Origin of the sequence: Pseudofrankia saprophytica (genome assembly GCF_000235425.2) — a bacterium.
Lineage (GTDB): Bacteria > Actinomycetota > Actinomycetes > Frankiales > Frankiaceae > Pseudofrankia > Pseudofrankia saprophytica.
In genome coordinates, this window is record NZ_KI912266.1 from 2,085,372 (window position 1) to 2,103,479 (window position 18,108).

Consider the following 18,108-nt stretch of genomic DNA (forward strand, 5'->3'; position numbering starts at 1 on the left):
AGGCTGAGGAACCCGAGGAAGTTACGGCCGTTGCGTTCGTAGCGGATGGATGCTCCTATGGATGTCAAGCGGCCATCGGAAGATCTTTTGGTGTGCTGGGGGCTGTGAGGATCGTGTAGATCTCCCGGGCCACGTAGCGCTTGAGGCAGCGGATGATCTCTTTCTTGGACTTGCCTTCGGCCGTGCGGCGCTCGATGTAGGCCCGGGTGGCCGGGTCCCAGCGCAGCCGGCAGAGCACGACGCGGTAGAGCGCGGCGTTGGCCTGGCGGTCCCCACCGCGGTTGAGTCGGTGGCGGTTCGTCTTCCCCGAGGAGGCGGGCAGCGGGGCGACGCCGCAGAGCATCGCGAAAGCGGTCTCGGAGCGTAGCCGGTCGGGGTTGTCGCCGGCGCTGACGAGCAGCTGGCCAGCGACGTCGGGGCCGACGCCGTTCCCCGCGACCAGCTTCGGGGCTAACTCGCGGACGAGACGGTCTATGATCTTGTCGAGTTCCTTGATCTCGGTCGACAGGTGCTGGTAACGGCGGGCCAGGCTGCGCAACGCCAGGCGGACCGCGACCGCGGGGTCGCCGGCCCGCGCGGCCGGGACGTCGGCCTCGACACAGACGGCGACCAGGCGGGCGTTGGCCAGGGCGGACAGCTCGGCGCGCACCGGCTCGGGCGCGGTGACGAGCAGCGCCTTCATCTGTTTGATCACGACGGCGCGGTGGGCGACCCCACCGCGGCGGGCGACCCGCAGCGAGCGCAGCGCCTCGACCTGGCCGTCGCGGCCCTTCGGGACGCCGGTCCGCCGGCCCGCGAGCGCCGCCCGGGCGGCCGCCTCCGCGTCGACCGGGTCGGACTTGCCCTGCCAGCGCCGCGCCCTGCGGTCGGGCCGGTCGATCTCGACCACCTCGACGCCGGCCGCGGCCAGGTGGCGGGCCAGGCCGGCGCCGTAGGCACCGGTCCCCTCGACCCCGACCAGGACCAGCGCGCCGAAGCCGCGCAGCCAGTCGAGCAACTGGCCGTAGCCGGCCGCGGTCGCGCCGAACCGCGCCGACCCGAGCAGCCGCCCGGCGCTGTCGAGCGCCGCCGCGGTATGGCTGTCCTTGTGGGTGTCGACGCCACCGGTGACCTCGATCGCCTGCAGGTGCTGTGTCATCGTGAAAACAGCCGTCCCTTCACCTCGACTGACAGGGGCGGCACGCACCAGCCGGGCGACGGACAAGACAGTGAAGGGGCCTCTGGCCAGGCTCCTATAAGGTCACCCGCCCGTCCGGTGAGTGCACACGAGCCCCGCACCGACACAGCCGGCAGATCCCGTTAAGGACACACTGGTCAGTCAGGCGGTGGGCCAGGCCGGCCGGTGCGGGGCTCACGCACATCCTCACTGTCAGGCGGCGGTAGCCGCCGAGCCAGGCGAGCGTCCTCTCGATCTTCCACCTGTGCCGGCCGAGACGGTCGGCGCGCTCGACACCACGCCGCGCGATGCGGGGGTGATGTGGCGTCGGCGCAGGTAACGGCGCAGTTCCGGGAAGTCGTAGCCCTTGTCGGCCCGCAGCTTCGCCGGCCGCCGCCGGCGGGGGCCGTGGCGGGACCGGATCGACGGGATGCTGGCGACCAGCGGGAGCAGGACCTGGCTGTCGTGCAGGTTCGCCCCTGTGACCGCGACGACCAGCGGCAGCCCGGCCGCGTCGGCCAGGACATGGATTTTCGACCCTTTCTTTCCGCGATCGACCGGGTTCGGACCGGTCAGAGATCCCCTTTTTTCGCGCGCAGGCTGGCCGCGTCCACGATCACCGACGACCAGTCGAGCCCGCCGGCCTCGCCGTGGGCGTCCAGGACCTTCTGGTGCAGCCGGGACCAGACCCGTGCCCGGGTCCCAGTCCTGGAACCGGCGGTGTGCCCGTGGGCACCGCCACCCCGAACTCGGCGGGCAGATGCCGCCAGGCGCAGCCCGCGGTCAGCACGTAGACGACCGCGGTGAACACCGCCCGGTCCTCGACCGGCGCGGTCCCGCCGCCCTGCGGGCGGACCTCGAACCGCAGCAGCAGCGGTTCCACCAGCTCCCACAGATCGTCAGGGACCAGCCGTAGAGCCAGGCTGTTCTCCATAACATCCATGATCAGAGATGTACCCGAACTACCACACGAGACACGCTCTAAGTCACGTCCCCGCTCGGTGGCCTCAACCCGAAGGAAGCCAGCCACTTACGCACGGTCGTCTCCTGCTCTGTTAGGACGGTCAAGACGGGCTCGCCGCCCCAGGGTCCCGGATCCGGTGCAGCTAAGTCTTGAGATCCAAGGCGAGTTCTGGCACCCCTGGCGTCCCGTCGGCTCACTGCGACGGTCAGGTGCGGAGTTTGGTGGCGAAGACGGCAGCCTGGGTGCGGCTTTCGAGGCCGAGTTTGGAGAGCATGCTGGCGACGTAGTTCTTCACGGTCTTTTCGGCGAGGTACATGCGGTTCGCAATCTGGCGGTTGGTCAGGCCCTCGGCGATGAGCGCCAGGATGCGTCGTTCCTGGTCGTTGAGGCCGACGAGGCGCCCGTCCTCGGCCGGACCCTGGCGCAGCCGGTAGAGGACGCGGGGGGCCACCTCGGGGTCGAGCAGCGACTGGCCGGCGGCGACGCGGCGGACGGCGTCGACGAGCGCCGCGCCGCGGATCTGCTTGAGCACGTACCCGGCGGCGCCGGCCATGATCGCAGCGAACAGGGCCTCTTCGTCGTCGAACGACGTCAGGATCAGGCAGGCGATGGTGGAGTCGTTGGAGCGGACCTGGCGGCAGACCTCGATGCCGCTGCCGTCCTGCAGCCGGGCGTCGAGGACGGCGACATCCGGACGCAGCGCCATGATCTGCTCGAGGGCCTCGTCGGCGCGGCCGGCCTCGCCGACGATCTCGACGTCCGGCTCGTGGGAGAGCAGGTCGCGCACGCCGCGGCGGACGACCTCGTGATCGTCGAGCAGAAAGGTGCGGATTGTGCGGCTCGGCAGCGGCGGGTCGTCCGCCGGCACGGTCGCCGTGTCGGAAGGGATCTGCTGGGTCTGGGCGGCCTCTTGGTTGCTACGGTTGGGGAACAGGGCGGCTAGCCGATGGGCGGCGTGTCTGTCTCCGACATCGACACGGTCGCGCAGACCGTCAAGGTCACCGTGTTGGGCGAGCAGGTCGGCCACAAGGGACGCGACCTCGTCCACCTGGGCCGGCGGGGTGCGCTCGCGCAACTCGCGTCCACCTGCGCTGCCCAGCGAGGACTGCTCGATGAGTGCGTCAATCTGACCGTCATCAGACCCGTTCGATCGTGTCACTTCTGGTCACCCTCTTGCCCATCCCGACTTTTTTCTCTGATCCGCCATCGGTACAGCGCACCCTCAACGGCCCGGACTGACACTCCCAGCAGTTCGGAGATCGCTCGCTGGCTGTAGCCGTCGATGGTCAGGGCCGCGATCATCCCGGTCCGAGGATCGACCCGTCGGAGGTCCTCGAGAACCTGGTGGTTGCCAAGCATGCGCACCGCCGGGTCGGCGCCGGGATCGGCGGTCGGCTCGCTTGTCCGCGCCACGGCGCGTTGGGCACGCGCCCATTTCTCCTGTTCGACCCGCCGCTTGCGGAACTCGTTGGGGAAGACGTAGAGGCAGGAACCCATGAAATAGGTCGTCAGGCTCGCACCGCCCTCGACGCGCCATCCGCCACCAAGGAGCGCACGTTCCCTGAAACGACCCAGCGCGACGGCGATGGTGATCGTCGCCAACTCATCCCGGGCGTCCCGGTCCCGGAAGAGTTCGTCTAGCTCACGGTCATTCGGATGCAGGGGGAAGCCGCGGTCTGCGACGAGCTGGAATACATACCCGGAGTGCATCCAGGACCGCAGCACCGCCAAGCCGTAGCGGGCGAGTTCGGTCTCGAAGCGCTGGTACTGGCGGCCGGTGAAGTTCGAGCGAGCCAGCGCGTCTCGCAACTGCTGGTCCGCGAGGCGGCGCTCCAGGTTCTCCGCGTCACGACACGTGTCCTCGACGTGGTCCTTTCCGACTCCGCGGAGGACCTCCGTCAAAGGCACTGGCGCCTCAAGGACGTCGTCAGGCGTTTTTCGGGGTTGTACTCCCTGAGCGGAGGCGGGCGCGGCGGGCCTAAAGGCCACTGCCTGCCCCTCGTCGCTCATCGCCGTCACGCATCCGATCTTCTCGTCGTGCGGAGCCCTGGCTACTGCCCACTCGCACTCCGCGCCGGTTCGAGGAGACAGATGCGGCGCCTCGTAGGTGCACCGCCCCCGGGTACCCCACGGCGATTCTCAAGATTTTTTCAAGCCGATCGACCAGCCGGCACTGACGGGCTCCTTCGCAAGCCAGGCGTGGGGATCGGCGCGCTTCTCGACGTACCAACGGCGTCCGCTCGTCACCCGTCGGAGGTCTCGCATGCCGCCCTCGCAACCTGGTCCGCTGCTCACCGTTCGCGCAGCCCTGGTGATGCTGCTGGCGTTGGTCGTAGGCGTGCTGGCCGGCGGTCTGTCCTACCTTGCCGATCCGTCCCTACCCTCCGCCATCCTCGTCGGCGGAGGGGCCGCCGGAGGCGGCCTGCTGCTGTTTCATGCCGTGATCGGCACATGACGAGACTCGAAACGCCAGCCGCGTCGGCGCGTCCCGACCGCGTACCTGCCGAAAAGTACGTCCGGGCAGGTCAGGCTGCATGCTCGTACTCGTGCAGGATCCCGCCGAGCCGGTCGTGTCGGTGGATGGTGAGGTGGGTGAGCCGGTTCGGGTCGGTGATCGGTTCGGGCAGCGGGCGCCGTGGTCTGGCGTTGGCGATGCCCTGGTGTGGTCGGTGCGTGTTATAGAACGCCTCGTATGTACGGAGTGCGTGCAGAAGATGGCGCTGGTTCCAAATCAGGGTCTGGTCGAGCAGTTCTCGGCGGCAGGTCCGTACCCACCGTTCCATGATCGCGTTTATCCGTGAGGCTTGAACACCGCCTCGCACGACCGTGATTCCGGCGTCGGCGAGGATCGCATCGAACAGGGCTGGGTATTTGCCGTCGCCGTCGCGGATGAGGAAACGGGCGGTCGAGGCGGCGTCGTGGAGGTCCATGGCGAGGTTGCGGGCGGCCTGGGTCACCCAGGCGGCGGTGGGATGCGCGGTGGCGCCCAGGATCCGGATGCGCCGGGTGGAGTGTTCGATCACCGCGAGGATGTAGAGGCGTGTCCCGGTCAGGGTCACGGTCTCGAAGAAGTCGGCGGCCAGCAGGGCGTGCGCCTGGGTGCGCAGGAAGTCGGCCCAGGTGGTGACGGTCCGGTTGGGCGGGGTCGATGCCTGCCTCGCGCAGGATCTCCCAGACCGTGGACGGGGCGACCTTGATGCCGAGGACCAGGAGCTCGCCGTGTATCCGTCTGTAGCCCCACCCGCTGTTCTCCCGGGCCAGACGCAACACGAGGGCACGGATCGAGGCCACAGTGTGGGGCCGGCCGCGCCGCTTGGGGCGGGAGGCGGCGGCGTGGTGGCGGGCGATCAGATTGCGGTGCCAGCGTAGGACGGTCTCCGGGCGCACGAGTAGCCGCAGGCGGTGCAGTGTTGGCCGCGGCAGCGCGTGCAGGAGTGCCGCGAGCAGGGCGCGGTCGGTGGACTGGAACTGGATCCTTTGGCCGTCGAGCTGGCGTTGGAGCACGGCGATCTGGTGTCGCAGGGTGAGGATCTCGATGTCCTTGTCGCGGTCACCGCGGGGCAGCAGGCGCAGCAGCGCGAAGACGTTCGCGACACCGAGGTAGGTCAGCCGAAGCACCATGAACCGGCATCCTCGCCCAGCACCCGGTCCTGCCGGACGAGGGCCCGACGCTGGGAGGGCCACGATCGGTCCCGACGGCTGCGACCGCCCTGACCAGGGCGGATGGCATATTCGGCAGGCACAGGGTTGTTCGCACCACGGCGTGGTGGGCGCGACTTTCGCGGGCGGGGTGGTTCGGCGCGTGCGGCGGTGGCGGTGAGGGCGTCAAGGAGCCGGGGCATCCCTTCGCTCCCGGCGACATCGACGGCCATCCCGGCGAGGTCGTCGTGCAGGAGCAGGGCCTGGAGCGGGTCGGCGGTGTTGGCGACCAGGCTCCAGCCGTCGCCGGCCGCTTGGATGAGGTGTCCGCCGCCGGAGGCTCGGCGGGATCGCACGGAGCCCGGGGGCGGGTGCTCAGCGCTGGCGAGCAGCCAGACGTCTCGCAGGGCTCGGGTCACGGCCGGATGGTCCGATGCCTGCGTCCGGGGTAGCAGGTCGGTGTAGCGGATGGGTGATTCGAGGTCGGTGTCGCCCCAGTTGTACTGGTCGAACTGTCGATCGAGCCGGTTGCGGGTGTCGGACAGGTCCTCGGCGAGCCGGTCGGCCATGCGTCGCCTCCCTGTCTTCGCCCAGCCCTCGGCCGCGTGGAGTACCGGGCCGGCGCTGGTCGGGTCGTGCGGCGCCGGCCTGTCGGCGAGTGCCAGGTCGCATCCGATCGGCCAGCCGGGGTGGGTCGCGGTGATGTCGTCTGGGTCGACGTCAAGGCTGGCTTCGTTTCCCATGTGCCAGATCGACAGGACGGCCGCGACCTGTTCGACGTCGGTGCAGACCTGGGTCCAGCGCGCGCCGTCGCGGTCTTGGCCGAGTAGGAGGGCGTAGCCGTCAGAGTGGGCGGGCAGGCCGAGGGTGGCACAGGCGGTGGGGTAGTTGTCGCCGAGTTCGCCGGGAAACTCGACGGGGTTACACAGCGCCGCGGTGACTGTCACGAACCCGGCGGGCGGTGTCTGCGCCGGAGTGCTCCGCTGCGTCTGCGTCATGGATCTCCCCTTGGTATCGGGTCTGGGCGACACCTGCCCCTCGTCGCAGGATCTCCCTCCCTTGGGGCAGGCGACACCTGGACGCAGCTCCCGGTGCGTCCGTGTGGACGGCCTGCCGGTGTTCGCCCCGTTCGGACCGGCGACCAGCTCCGTTGCGTCTTGGCGAAGTACCTTGACCCACGTCAGTTCCGGGCATCGGCTGAATTTGATCTCAAATGAGAATCATCCGGCCCGTGGCGAGACGATGCCCGTACGACGGAATTGCTCGCCGGTCGGGCTGGGTAGGAGGCTTGAGAATCGGCCTTCCGGTGGATGAGAAGTGTCCTGGTATGCCACGGCTAGTCGCGTCCCGATCTTTGATCTACACTCTGCACTCCGCTTCGGTGGCCGGTAGGCGCACCCCCGTCGCCCACCGGCGCCGAAGCGTCCCAGGTTGACGGCCCCGTTACTGCCGGGGAGCCCGAGGCGGCTCCGGGCTTCGGGGCGACGTCTGGTCGAGGACAGCTTCTGTGAGGGCCGCGCGGTGTTCCCGCAGGCCGTATCGGGGTGCAGGTCCGGCGCAGATTTCCAGGAGTCGTTCGACCGGCCAGCTGACGCCGATTCCTTGCCTGGTCAGGTACAGCGCCAGATGGCGGGGCTCCGGTTCGGCGTGGTCGGTGAGTAGGCCGGCGACCAGTCGGCGCAGTAGCGGCAGGGCCTCGTTCGGGTTGGTGAGCGCGGTCAGGTCGGTCGTCGTGTGGAAGGTGAGCAGGGTGTCGGCCACGAGCGCGTCCGGTCCCGCGCCAGCCATGCCGCCGGCGAGGACCAGGCCGCTGGCCCCCCGAGCGCGCAGCCGGAAGGAGGTCACATCAGCCTGATGATCGCAGCCGGTCGCCAATAGTCGATCATCAGGGGGCCAGATCGATCACAAGATCAGTCTGGATCCAAGACTCGCTGCCAGAGCCACTGGAGGGTAGCTGTCTGCTGGGAGCCCGAAAATCTGTCCCCGCTGTACTAGACATCCGGCGGCGTCCTGGGTACAGTTCCTCTCGTAGCCAAGGGAGTCGATGGTCGTGGCAGACAGGAACTGCCGCGAGCAGGATGGTGGCCAGGGCAGGCCGTCGAGCATCACCGCAACAAGTTCGGCAGAACCCAGTCAGGTGACCCATGAGGAGAGGGGAGCAGGCACCATCAGGATCGCCCGGGCGATGGTCATGTTCGCTCGGACGCCGCGCAGGCCCCGGATTGGAAGGTGGTCCCCGGTCACGCATATGCGATCCCCGCACCCCCGCCCTCTCGGGTGGGCAGGCGGGTTCCAGAACCCGGCGCGTCTTGGCCGGTAGATGGTGGTGAACCCTCGGGGCCCGGTGCCAGATGGCACCGGGCCCCTCGACGTGTCCCGAGAGGCGCGATGACCCCTGAAAGCCCATCCAGGCCGGCCGACAGTCTCGACGACGACGACTACCCCGCCTACACCATGGGCCGCGCGGCCGCGATGCTCGGCACAACGCCGGCCTTCCTGCGGACCCTCGGCGAAGCCCGCCTGATCACTCCGCTGCGCTCCGAAGGCGGCCACCGCCGCTACTCCCGCTACCAGCTACGCATCGCCGCCCGCGTCCGCGAGCTCGTCGACCAGGGCATGGCGATCGAGGCCGCCTGCCGCATCGTCATCCTCGAAGACCAACTCGCCGAAGCCCACAAGATCAACCAGCAACTACGCGACAACCAGCCGACCAGCCAGCCGTCGACCGCCGAAACCCCCTGACACACAAACCGGCGACACGAGCGGCCCGACATGGGGACCCGCCCTTCTCCCGAAGCGAGGATTGAACGCGACGCCGTAGGTCACCCGCCGTAGACCCGAGACGACACAGTCACGGCAGGACAGCGTCGATGTTGTCGCCCCGAGGGGTCAGTCGAGTTCGACCCAGACGCGTTTACCGGCGCCATGGGTCTCGACTCCCCACCGGGCGGTGAGCACATCGACGATGTGCATCCCACGGCCCCGCTCATCGGAATCGACGATCTCCCGAGCCATCGGCCGCACCGACGACCCATCAGCGAGCTCCAGACGCAACACCGCACCAGTGACCCGAAGCTCCAACCGCAGCTGCCCCCGTTCACCGGCGTGCTGCACAGCGTTCGTCACCAGCTCCGACACCACCACCACCGCGGCATCGTCAGGCCAGCAACAACCCCCGCAGCACCTCCCGAGCAGCGCCCACGGAACGCGCATCGAACGGGAGATCCACACTGGCCGACCAGCCCCTGTCGCGCACCGCGACCAACCCCTCACCCCGCCGATCATGTCTCTCGCCGGCCCTCCTGCCCACCCATGGACTCAACGAACCGCGCCCGCGGGCGGCCCCTCCGCGTAGCCCACCACCGCGTCAAGCGGATCTTCACCGCTCCTGCCAACCCGGCCCCCGCCGGCGCGCTGCCGGCCTGCGGGTCCAGCAGCCTGCTGGGCTGGTCCTCGTCGTCGCGTCCACCACGACAGCCGGTCCTAGGCCTGGACGCGACGGCCTTACTACTGAGCCGTACACCCCCTGGGCAGGGTCGCCATCGGACGGTCTCACGGGGCGCCTTCGGGGATTCCGCCTGGACGGCCGACCGGGGTCTTGCCTCAGATGTGTCGCCGGTGCTATAAAAAATCTGGGTCAGCCAACACAGATAAGTGGTGACCCAACGCTCTGATCGACAAGATCGTGATCGTGGAGGTGGAGTTCCGATGTTGGTGCGCACCGACCCGTTCCGGGAGCTGGACCGGCTCAGCCAGCAGGTGCTCGGCACCCTGGGCACGGTGGCCCGTCCGACCGGGATGCCGATCGACGCCTGGCGCGAGGGCGAGGAGTTCGTAGCGGAGTTCGACCTGCCCGGGGTGGACCCCGCCACCGTTGACCTGGACGTCGAACGCAACGTGCTGACCGTGCGCGCGGAACGTCCGGCGCTGAAGGGGAACGGCGAGGTCCTGGTCGCCGAGCGGCCCCGCGGAGTGTTCAGCCGCCAGCTGATCCTCGGCGACAACCTGGACACGGAGAAGATCACCGCCAGCTACCACGCCGGGGTGCTGACCCTGCGAATCCCGGTCGCCGAGAAGGCCAAGCCCCGCAAGATCGCGATCGACACGTCCAGCGACGACCGCCGGGCCATCCACGCCTGACCCGGGGCGGGACCGATGACGACCCCGCAGGGGGCGGCGCCGGTCCGGCCGGTCGAGGCGCAGCTGGCCGACCTGATCTGCTCCGACCCCGACCTGCTGCAAGCCGAGTTCGACGCGATCATCTCGGCCGGGTGGGACAGCGACGTCCCGACAGGCGGGCCGAGACAGCCAGCCACGCCGAGACCAGCATCGCCGAGACCACCACGCACCGCGTGCTGTCCCCACCCGCACCCATCCGGGCCGCCGGTTACCCGACGACTCCAACGCAGAGCCGGACAGCGGGCGCCGCCCAACAGCTGAACCATGACATCGAGCCAGCGGCACGGCGAAGGGAGACATAGCCTCACCACTCACGACCCCAGGGAACGCCCATCAGCACGTCGTGTCGCGCGCAGGTCTGGCCCCCGGCCGCCCCTACCGAGGGCCAGACCTGCCCGACGAGTCCGCGGACGGGAAAGTCACCTTCTCACTGATCTCCAGGAACCTGGTCACAAACTCGTCGATCTCCGAGCCACTCAGATTGGTCGTCCCCAACCCCGCGCCGAGGCGGAACGCCTGGTACGACGCCAGAAAGTCCGCGCCCGCGAACCGCTTCCCCGTCCCGGCCATTACCTGCACCGACACCGTCGGCTGGCATGACGCCCAACGTCACAGCACCGCGGGTCAGCCCTTGGTATGCCAGTAGGGCTTGACTTTCGGCGAGTACCGGGATGACCCAGTCGGTATCTACGCGCCGATCGCTCGGAAGCGGTGGCCACCGCGGCCGATGACGCTGGCGGTGAGACTCGGGTTCTCGCGTCGCCGTGGCTAGGGCGCCGTGCGCGGCGGCCCGTCGCCCGGTCACGCGGCGGCCGAACGGAAGTCGGCGAAGCGGATGGCCCGGGCGGCGATGGCTCGCTTGCGGGCATCCGAAGAGGCTCAGGACACGGACGGGAAAGCGCCCGAACGCGCACGGGCACGGGAGGCCTGACCGGGGTTCTGCTGCGGGCGGGGGCACAGACAACGGCGTCTGTGCCCCCGCCTCCATGTCCAGGGTGCCAGCGGACCCGATCCGCTCAGGCGGCACCGGGACGGGGCTAGCGGCTCTTGGCGAGTTCGTCGGCGTCGGCGCGCGTGATAATCGCGTCGGCGATCGCGTACTCGGCCTCGTCGAGGACGAAGAGCGCCAGATCGATCGCGTTGACGGCGTCCTGCTCCGCCACGTCAGCATGGAGCTCCGCCTTTCGGGCATCCCAGTCCTTGCGGCGCTCCTCAGCGTCTGCGCGCATCTCGGCGAACCGCTGGTTCACGGAGGAGCGCACGGCGTCCCAGTGCTCCTTCATGCCGGCCTTCGCCCCGGCGGCGTCCTCCTTGACCTTGGCCCTACCTCTCTCGACGGAGGTCTTCAGCTCGGCGCGCTGCGCCTCCAGCCGCTCGCGGTTCCTGTCCCGCGCCGCGGCAACAACGTCCTCGATCTTCCGCGTTCCCTCGGACAGCTCGTTGAGCTGCTCAGTCAGTGTCGTCATCCCTGACTCCCTGCCCCTCGATCATGGTCGTTGGTCCGTTCTGGCTGACAGGTCAGCACCTGGTGTCCATACCCTGACCGTAGGTGTAGGACACGGACGCATCTGCCACCGTCGGAACCGTCCCTACATACGGAGAGTCAGGCACCTGGCCTGGGCGTCGGCAGGCACTGTTGCACGGGCTGGGGCCGCGGCTCGGATCGGTAATCGAGGCATGATCGAGTGATGCTTCGCCGCCCTCGTCCACCGGTCCCGGTCTCGGAGTTCGCGGGGTTCCGCTTCCCTCCTGAGGTGATCGTGCTGGGCGTCCGGTGGTATCTGCGGTACGCGCTGTCGTACCGGGATCTCGAGGAGCTGCTGGCCGAGCGTGGCGTCGAGGTCGACCACGTCACAATCTTCCGCTGGGTGCAGCGGTTCACTCCGCTGCTGATCGACGCGGCCCGGCCCTGCCGCCACAGCCCTGGTGACAGGTGGTTCTGCGATGAGACCTACGTGAAGGTCGCCGGACGGTGGACATACCTCTACAGGGCCATCGACCAGTTCGGCCAGGTCATCGACGTGCTCGCCTCCAAGAAGCGGGACCTGGCCGCGGCGCGGCGGTTCTTCACCCGGGCGCTGTCTCACGGCTGCCGACCGGTCGAGGTGACCACCGACCGGGCCGCGGCCTACCCACGGGTCCTCGATGAGCAGCTCCCCGCCGCCCACCACGTTAACGTCCGCTATGCGAACAACCCGATCGAGACCGATCACGGACGACTCAAAGCCCGGCTGCGGCGATGCGCGGGTTGAAACGCCTCCGATCGGCCCAGGTGATCGGCTCCGGTAATGTCTTCGTCCAGAACGTCCGCCGCGGCCACTACGAACTCGCCACCACCATCGATCCCCGGCGTCGACTCGCGGCAGCATTCGCCGAGCTCGCTCTGGCCGTCTGACCAGGGCAGCAACCCGTATCCGCCACGCCTTGCCTCGGCCGAATGCAACAGCGCCTTGAGCTAAGCCAGCCGATCTTGACCGTAGATCTTCTTGCGATCACGCCGTCCAGAGGCTCGGCCGGTTGCTCTCAGGGTTCCCGTTGCCCCTTCTCGAGACCTCGAGGTCGAAAGATTTACAGCCAAGATCACTCGTCTTGGCTCGATGCAACACTGCACGTGGCCATTTGGCGGAGGTATCGCTGGGTTCGCGCGGTCCTGCCCCGCGCCGGTTACTTGTGCAGTGTCACCGCAGGTAACCGGATTCAACCCGCCCGGATCGGCGGTTGACGACGCGCCGCAACCGGCCGTGACTGTAGGGCAGAACGGTCATCGGTGGCCGACGTGTGCTCATTGTGCGTACGGACGGCGCGGCATTTCCCGGCACCAGGAAACCCGCCGCAACACCTATCGTGGCCGCGACGTGGACCAATCGGTATTTCCTGATATTGGACGGCAGCAGTAAACACGGGAATGGCCGTCTTGTAATCGGGCGGTTAGGGGTTCGAGTCCCCTCGTCGGCTCGATCAACATCCCGCTGACCTGCGTTTTTATCATTATCGATCTTGTGAAAGATATAGATTTTTAGGTGTTTGTGTGCTCATCGATGAGCACACAAGTGGAGCGCTCCCTTCCCTGATCGATCCGTGGCACCGTTCCTCGTCGTCCTACTTGCAGCCGCTGGGGCCCGCGCGGACGCGTGTTGAGGGGATATATCCGTCTCGGCGTAGGCTCGCTGTGTGTGCGGTCTTGACTTTTGGTGTCGGGCTCGTGTTTTCATGCGGGAAATTCGCGGTGTGGGTAGGGGCGGGCAATAGCGCAGGATCCCCGATCGAGGTCCTCCGCATACTCCAACATCGTGATCATGACCAGCCGAGCCGTGGACCTGTCAGACACCTAAGCCCGGTGGTAGTCCCTTGCTCCCGGGCCTTCAGGGAGCCAGGCCCGCCCGCCGTGTCGCCGTCCTGGGAGGGAGTTCTCAGCGGCCGTCTCGGTGCGGGGACCGGCCGTTACCCACCTTGACCTGCGGGTTGGTCCTTGCTGCCGGCGCGGGCGAACTTGGGGCTGCGCATGCTCTCCGGCGCAGGATGGGTGGCGGTCTGCGTCGCCCGTGTCTCTTCCGAGACAGAGGAGTCATCATGAAGATTCCGATGGCGGTCGAGTTCCACGGGCCGGACATCGCGGTCCGCATTCGGACCGCCAAGAAGATCCACGGTATTGCCTGGTCGAGGAGTTACCTCGTCGCTCGCCGTGGCGGGTACCCGTTCGCGGTCTTGGGAATCGCAGGTCATCCCCATATCCGCAGGGTCGGTGGCACCGCGTTGATGGGAATTGGAGAACAGCCAGGAAACGCGTCTGATGGAGACGGGGGTGAGTGGAGCGCGATTCCTGGAAGCCTGGTCACCCGCCCGATTTCACATCGGGACCGGGGACTGTGCTCGAGGGACCTCCCGGGCGCCATGAGCGGGACGGTGTCCAAGCGCTGCTCGTGCCGGGGCGCCAACGGCCGCCAGCTGGGTTCCCGATGCCCGAAGCTGCGACACGAGGACGGTGACTGGCGGTCCGAGCACGGCACCTGGGGCTACCAGATAGACCTACCGCCGACGGCGGACGGCCGTCGGCGCCAGATTCGCCGAGGCGGGCTGGCCAGCGACACCGACGCTCACGACGCACTCGGCCAGATCCGCACGCTACTCGCTGATCCCGCCGACGCCGCCGAACGTGAGCAGGCTGCAGCCCTCATCGTCGAGACGTTGCGCGCGGGCGGCCCGCTGCCCGAGGTCGACGACCTCCGTCACCGCTCTCACCGCCGCGACGGCGTCGATCCTCGGATCAGCGTGGCAGCCTGGCTCCAGACCTGGCTGGCCGGCCGGCGACGGATCAGCGAGTCGACCAGAGCCGGCTACCAGACCAACATCCGTCTCCACCTGAACCCGGCGATCGGCCATCTGCGCCTCGACCGGCTCAGCGTCGCCGATCTCGATGACCTTTTCGACGGGATCGAAGTCCACAACGAGACCATCCGCCGCCTCCGCGCCACCGGCACTCCCGAGGAGAAGCAGGCGATCCACGGACGGAGAGCGATTGGCGCGGCGAGCAAACAGCGGATCCGCGCCACCCTGCGGGCCGCGCTCAACCACGCGATCCGCCTCGGACTGATCACCCACAACCCCGCGTCCTACGTCGAGCTGCCCACTGGTAGACCCCCACGGGCGTTGCTGTGGACCGAGGCGCGGGTGACCCGCTGGCGCGAGACAGGCGAAATCCCCTCGCCGGTCATGGTCTGGACCCCGGCCCAGCTCGGCGCGTTCCTCGACCACGCCGAACCCGACCCGCTCTACCCGCTGTTCCACCTCGTAGCCCACCGCGGCCTACGCCGCGGCGAGGCCTGCGGTCTGCACTGGGCCGACGTCGACCTCGCGACCGCCACGCTGACCGTCCGCTGGCAGATCGTCCGGAACGGCGCGGCCACTGAGCTGAAGAAACCCAAGTCCGACGCCGCAGACCGCCAGATCCCCTCGACGCCGGCACCGTGGCCGTTCTGCGTGAGCACCACGCCCGCCAGAACACCGACCGGCTCAAAGCCGGACCCGCCGGGCCGAACACCGACCTCGTTTTCCTCAACTCCGACGGCGCCTCCCCGTACCCCGCAAAGATCAGCGGCCGTTTCCGTGACCTATGGACAGGCGCCGGCCTGCCCCCGGTCCGACTCCACGACCTCCGCCACGCCGCCGCGACCCTGGCGCTCGCCGCCGGCGCCGACCTCAAGACCGTCCAGGAACTCCTCGGCCACTCCACGATCACGATCACCGCCGATACCTACACCCACGTCTTGCCAGAACTCGCCCGCGACCTCGCCGAAAACGTCGCCCGCCTCATCCCACGCACCGCCCGACCACACCGCCAAACCGCCGGCTGACCCGCCAGATCTCCAAGGGTTCGGGCCGGGCCAGAGACGGCGACGATGTTGCCCGGAGGCCGTTGCGTCGGCCGATGCAACAGCGCCGTCACCGCCGGGGAGCAGACGCAGCAGCGCGAACGCGTTCGTGACACGGAGGTAGGTGAGGCGAAGCGGCACGAACCGGCATCGTCCCGCAGCCACCGACCCCAGCGGACGAGGGCCCGGACCTGGCTGGTCTCACGATCGGCAGCCACTGCTGCGAGCGCCCTGAACAGGGCGGATGACATTTTCGGCAAGCAGTGCGACACGAACACGAAGGAGGGCTCCGATGTAGACGGAGACCGTTCTGGAGCGGTGCTGTGCGGGAGATGGAGGTGGATCCTCCGTGGTCGGCCATGCAGGGGCTGGCCGCAAACCACCGCAGGGTGCGTCGGTTAAGGGCCGGGGTGCTGAGCGCTGCGGAAAAGGCGTGCCGGTGAGTGCGTCAGGTGTGGGCCAGGAAGGCGAGCGAAAGCGAACCGCTGATGACGTGTCGAAAGAAATATGATGGCATCGAAACCAGGGTCGTGCTTGTGCTCTGGGATGAGTTCGGGGGCTGCCTGCGTGCTGCCCGGATGGTGCCCGGCATGGAGGCGGCGCGAGCCTGGTCTGGGCTCTCGTGCGGAACGTGTGAACCTGTCGCTCCAGCGCTGCGGCCTCTGGTCGAGGTCGTGGGAGGGAGAACTTCAAGCGGTGGATGCCGCGAGGGGAGAGTACCGAGTCGTTGGAGAACGGGGGCGGACCGCCTCGTAGTAGTGGTGAACCCTGGTAATGCGGGGGGAGCGAAGGGGGCGGGTTGTCCAGGCCCGCGGGCCGGTCAACCGTCATGGTCTGATGGTGGGAGGAGCCGGTGGTAGTTGATGCACCTCGCGGGTCGAAGCCATTTGCTATTTCCAAGCATGCGGTGTGGGAGGCGTGGAAGAGAGTCAAGGCGAACAAGGGGGCGGCGGGCGTCGACGAACAGTCGATTGCCCAGTTCGAGCAGGACCTGAAAGGGAACCTGTATCGGCTGTGGAACCGGATGTCGTCGGGATGTTATTTCCCGTCGCCGGTACGCGCTGTGGAGATCCCCAAACGGGGTGGTGATGGGGTCAGGGTTCTCGGCGTGCCCACGGTGACGGACCGGGTGGCGCAGACCGTGGCGGTGATGTACCTGGAGCCAGCGGTGGAACCAATCTTCCATCAGGACTCGTACGGGTACCGGCCGAACCGGTCGGCGCTCGATGCTGTCGGGGTGTGCCGTGAACGCTGCTGGCGCAGTGACTGGGTCATTGATCTCGACATCCGGTCGTTCTTCGACAGCATCGACCACGATCTGCTGCTTCGTGCGGTGGAACGCCACACCGACCAGCGCTGGATCCTGCTGTATGTGCGGCGGTGGCTGGTTGCCCCGTTGCGGCAGCCGGACGGAACGCTGGTCGAACGCGATCGCGGAAGTCCTCAGGGCTCTGCGATCTCACCGTTGCTCGCGAACATTTTTCTGCACTATGCGTTCGACGCCTGGATGACCCGGGAGCATCCGAGTGTGCCCTTCGAGCGTTACAGTGACGATGTTATCGTGCACTGCCGGACCGGCCGGCAGGCGCAATACGTTCGGGACGCGATCGCGGCTCGGCTGGCGGATGTGGGCTTGGAACTCAACGAGACCAAGACCCGTATCGTGTACTGCAAGAGCACGTACCGTTCAGGTTCTTACGAGCATGAGCGGTTCGATTTCCTCGGGTACACGTTCCGGCCACGGCTGGCAGTTAACAGTCGGGGTATGGGTTTCGTCGCCTTCTCGCCCGCGGTCTCAGATTATGCCGCCAAACGGATGCGGCAGGAGATGCGCCGCTGGCGGTTACATCTTCGTTCCGGGCAGACTCTCCTCGACCTGGCACAGACGGTCAACGCTGTTATCCAGGGCTGGATCAACTATTACGGACGCTTCCGTAGGTCCGAGCTGGTCCGGGTCTTCTCCTACCTCAACGACCACCTTGCCCGGTGGGCCATGCGGAAGTACAAACGGCTGCACCGCAGCTGGCGACGGGCACGCAGACTCCTGGGACAGGTCGCACGACGCGACCCAGGGCTGTTCGCCCACTGGCAGCTCGGACTGCGGCCGAAGGCTGGATGACGGGAGCCGGATGAGGCGAGAGTCTCACGTCCGGATCTACGAGCGCCGAGGGGTGAGACTCCCCTCGGCGACTCACCCAGGCGTCGGATCGACGCTCGGCTTGACATCTTATGATTGGTCTATCAATAATGGGTTCATGGCCACTGAGCGAGTCCATGAGCGGCGCCTCTCGATGGAGGAGCGCCGCGAGCAGGTGTTGACGGCCGCGGTGGCCGAGTTCGCCGAGAACGGTTACCACGCGGCGCGTACCGCGGCGATCGCGGCTCGGGCCGGGATCTCTCAGCCCTACATCTACGCGTTGTTCGAGAACAAGAAGGTGTTGTTCCTTGCCTGCCAGGACCAGGTGCATGAGCGGATCCGGGGGGTCTTCGCTGCGGCGCTGCGCCCGGCGGAGTCGCCGGCCGAGTCTCTGCGCCTGCTGGGTCGGGCCTACCAGGTCCTGCTTGCCGACGAGGACCTGATGCGGTGCCGGATGCAGGGCTTCGCCGCGGCCGCCGACCCGGAGATCCGAGCGCATGTGCACCGCTGCTTCGTCGAGCTGTTCGACGCGGTGAAGGAGATGACGGGCGCCGACCAGGAGCAGGTCGCCCGGTTCTTCGCCACCGGGATGCTGCTGACCATCGGCGTCACGATCGACCTGCCACGCTCCTACGCGTTCGCCCCGCCCGCCCACTGATCGTCT

At 68.0% G+C, this 18,108-nt stretch carries 17 protein-coding genes and 2 pseudogenes; 8 read left to right on the forward strand and 11 right to left on the reverse strand.

Annotation, left to right across the window (positions count from 1 at the left end):
• Positions 1–64: 64 nt before the first annotated feature.
• From FRCN3DRAFT_RS0208705 to FRCN3DRAFT_RS0208720, 5 genes are all read right to left on the reverse strand, one after another.
• The gene (locus FRCN3DRAFT_RS0208705; protein WP_007512738.1) at positions 65–1,138 is read right to left on the reverse strand and encodes an IS110 family RNA-guided transposase; all 1,074 of its coding nucleotides are present in this window, start codon (positions 1,136–1,138) and stop codon (positions 65–67) included.
• A 231-nt stretch (positions 1,139–1,369) separates the two neighbouring features.
• Positions 1,370–1,843, reverse strand: coding sequence for a transposase (locus tag FRCN3DRAFT_RS58085; protein ID WP_483414354.1), 474 nt, complete (start codon positions 1,841–1,843; stop codon positions 1,370–1,372).
• The gene (locus tag FRCN3DRAFT_RS58090; protein ID WP_007512737.1) at positions 1,773–2,090 is read right to left on the reverse strand and encodes a transposase; all 318 of its coding nucleotides are present in this window, start codon (positions 2,088–2,090) and stop codon (positions 1,773–1,775) included. The genes FRCN3DRAFT_RS58085 and FRCN3DRAFT_RS58090 overlap by 71 nt, the downstream gene beginning before the upstream one ends.
• A 235-nt stretch (positions 2,091–2,325) precedes the next feature.
• On the reverse strand, positions 2,326–2,988 hold the full coding sequence (locus FRCN3DRAFT_RS0208715; RefSeq protein WP_027140386.1) for a response regulator: 663 nt from the start codon (positions 2,986–2,988) through the stop codon (positions 2,326–2,328).
• 287 nt (positions 2,989–3,275) lie between these two features.
• Positions 3,276–4,139, reverse strand: coding sequence for an RNA polymerase sigma factor (locus FRCN3DRAFT_RS0208720; protein ID WP_051466194.1), 864 nt, complete (start codon positions 4,137–4,139; stop codon positions 3,276–3,278).
• 244 nt (positions 4,140–4,383) lie between these two features.
• Between FRCN3DRAFT_RS0208720 and FRCN3DRAFT_RS0208725 the strand changes: the two genes are divergently transcribed.
• On the forward strand, positions 4,384–4,575 hold the full coding sequence (locus FRCN3DRAFT_RS0208725; RefSeq protein ID WP_007512731.1) for a hypothetical protein: 192 nt from the start codon (positions 4,384–4,386) through the stop codon (positions 4,573–4,575).
• A 70-nt stretch (positions 4,576–4,645) separates the two neighbouring features.
• On the opposite strand, the gene FRCN3DRAFT_RS58095 is transcribed toward FRCN3DRAFT_RS0208725, so the two are convergent.
• The 3 genes from FRCN3DRAFT_RS58095 to FRCN3DRAFT_RS0208740 form a co-directional block, all read right to left on the reverse strand.
• On the reverse strand, positions 4,646–5,179 hold the full coding sequence (locus FRCN3DRAFT_RS58095) for an integrase core domain-containing protein (protein WP_007512728.1): 534 nt from the start codon (positions 5,177–5,179) through the stop codon (positions 4,646–4,648).
• 546 nt (positions 5,180–5,725) lie between these two features.
• On the reverse strand, positions 5,726–6,757 hold the full coding sequence (locus FRCN3DRAFT_RS0208735) for a hypothetical protein (RefSeq protein ID WP_007512725.1): 1,032 nt from the start codon (positions 6,755–6,757) through the stop codon (positions 5,726–5,728).
• A 445-nt stretch (positions 6,758–7,202) separates the two neighbouring features.
• Entirely contained in the window at positions 7,203–7,604 is a 402-nt protein-coding gene (locus FRCN3DRAFT_RS0208740; RefSeq protein ID WP_007512723.1) for a hypothetical protein, read from the reverse strand.
• A 543-nt stretch (positions 7,605–8,147) separates the two neighbouring features.
• On the opposite strand from FRCN3DRAFT_RS0208740, the gene FRCN3DRAFT_RS0208745 reads away from it, so the two are divergent.
• Positions 8,148–8,501, forward strand: coding sequence for a helix-turn-helix domain-containing protein (locus FRCN3DRAFT_RS0208745; protein WP_007512721.1), 354 nt, complete (start codon positions 8,148–8,150; stop codon positions 8,499–8,501).
• Positions 8,502–8,648: 147 nt separating this feature from the next.
• Here FRCN3DRAFT_RS0208745 and FRCN3DRAFT_RS43440 read toward each other — a convergent pair whose 3' ends face one another.
• Positions 8,649–8,906, reverse strand: coding sequence for an ATP-binding protein (locus tag FRCN3DRAFT_RS43440; RefSeq protein WP_232793973.1), 258 nt, complete (start codon positions 8,904–8,906; stop codon positions 8,649–8,651).
• A gap of 561 nt (positions 8,907–9,467) precedes the next feature.
• Here FRCN3DRAFT_RS43440 and FRCN3DRAFT_RS0208755 point away from each other — a divergent pair.
• Entirely contained in the window at positions 9,468–9,899 is a 432-nt protein-coding gene (locus tag FRCN3DRAFT_RS0208755) for an Hsp20/alpha crystallin family protein (protein ID WP_007512717.1), read from the forward strand.
• A 414-nt stretch (positions 9,900–10,313) separates the two neighbouring features.
• Here the strand turns inward: FRCN3DRAFT_RS0208755 and FRCN3DRAFT_RS0208760 are convergent, their stop codons facing one another.
• The gene (locus tag FRCN3DRAFT_RS0208760) at positions 10,314–10,508 is read right to left on the reverse strand and encodes a hypothetical protein (RefSeq protein WP_007512715.1); all 195 of its coding nucleotides are present in this window, start codon (positions 10,506–10,508) and stop codon (positions 10,314–10,316) included.
• Positions 10,509–10,975: 467 nt separating this feature from the next.
• Entirely contained in the window at positions 10,976–11,404 is a 429-nt protein-coding gene (locus FRCN3DRAFT_RS0208765; RefSeq protein WP_007512714.1) for a hypothetical protein, read from the reverse strand.
• 222 nt (positions 11,405–11,626) lie between these two features.
• Between FRCN3DRAFT_RS0208765 and FRCN3DRAFT_RS43445 the strand changes: the two are divergent.
• The 5 genes and pseudogenes from FRCN3DRAFT_RS43445 (at position 11,627) to FRCN3DRAFT_RS43455 (ending at position 18,102) form a co-directional block, all read left to right on the forward strand.
• A pseudogene (locus tag FRCN3DRAFT_RS43445) lies at positions 11,627–12,333 on the forward strand (IS6 family transposase).
• A 1,496-nt stretch (positions 12,334–13,829) separates the two neighbouring features.
• Positions 13,830–14,297: pseudogene (locus FRCN3DRAFT_RS56015) on the forward strand (site-specific integrase); the annotation flags it as partial.
• A 605-nt stretch (positions 14,298–14,902) separates the two neighbouring features.
• On the forward strand, positions 14,903–15,289 hold the full coding sequence (locus FRCN3DRAFT_RS56020; protein ID WP_232793974.1) for a tyrosine-type recombinase/integrase: 387 nt from the start codon (positions 14,903–14,905) through the stop codon (positions 15,287–15,289).
• 871 nt (positions 15,290–16,160) lie between these two features.
• On the forward strand, positions 16,161–17,426 hold the full coding sequence (ltrA, locus tag FRCN3DRAFT_RS0208785) for a group II intron reverse transcriptase/maturase (RefSeq protein WP_007507722.1): 1,266 nt from the start codon (positions 16,161–16,163) through the stop codon (positions 17,424–17,426).
• A 136-nt stretch (positions 17,427–17,562) separates the two neighbouring features.
• Complete coding sequence (locus FRCN3DRAFT_RS43455; RefSeq protein WP_157845195.1) at positions 17,563–18,102, forward strand: TetR/AcrR family transcriptional regulator; 540 nt, start codon at positions 17,563–17,565, stop codon at positions 18,100–18,102.
• Positions 18,103–18,108: the final 6 nt, after the last annotated feature.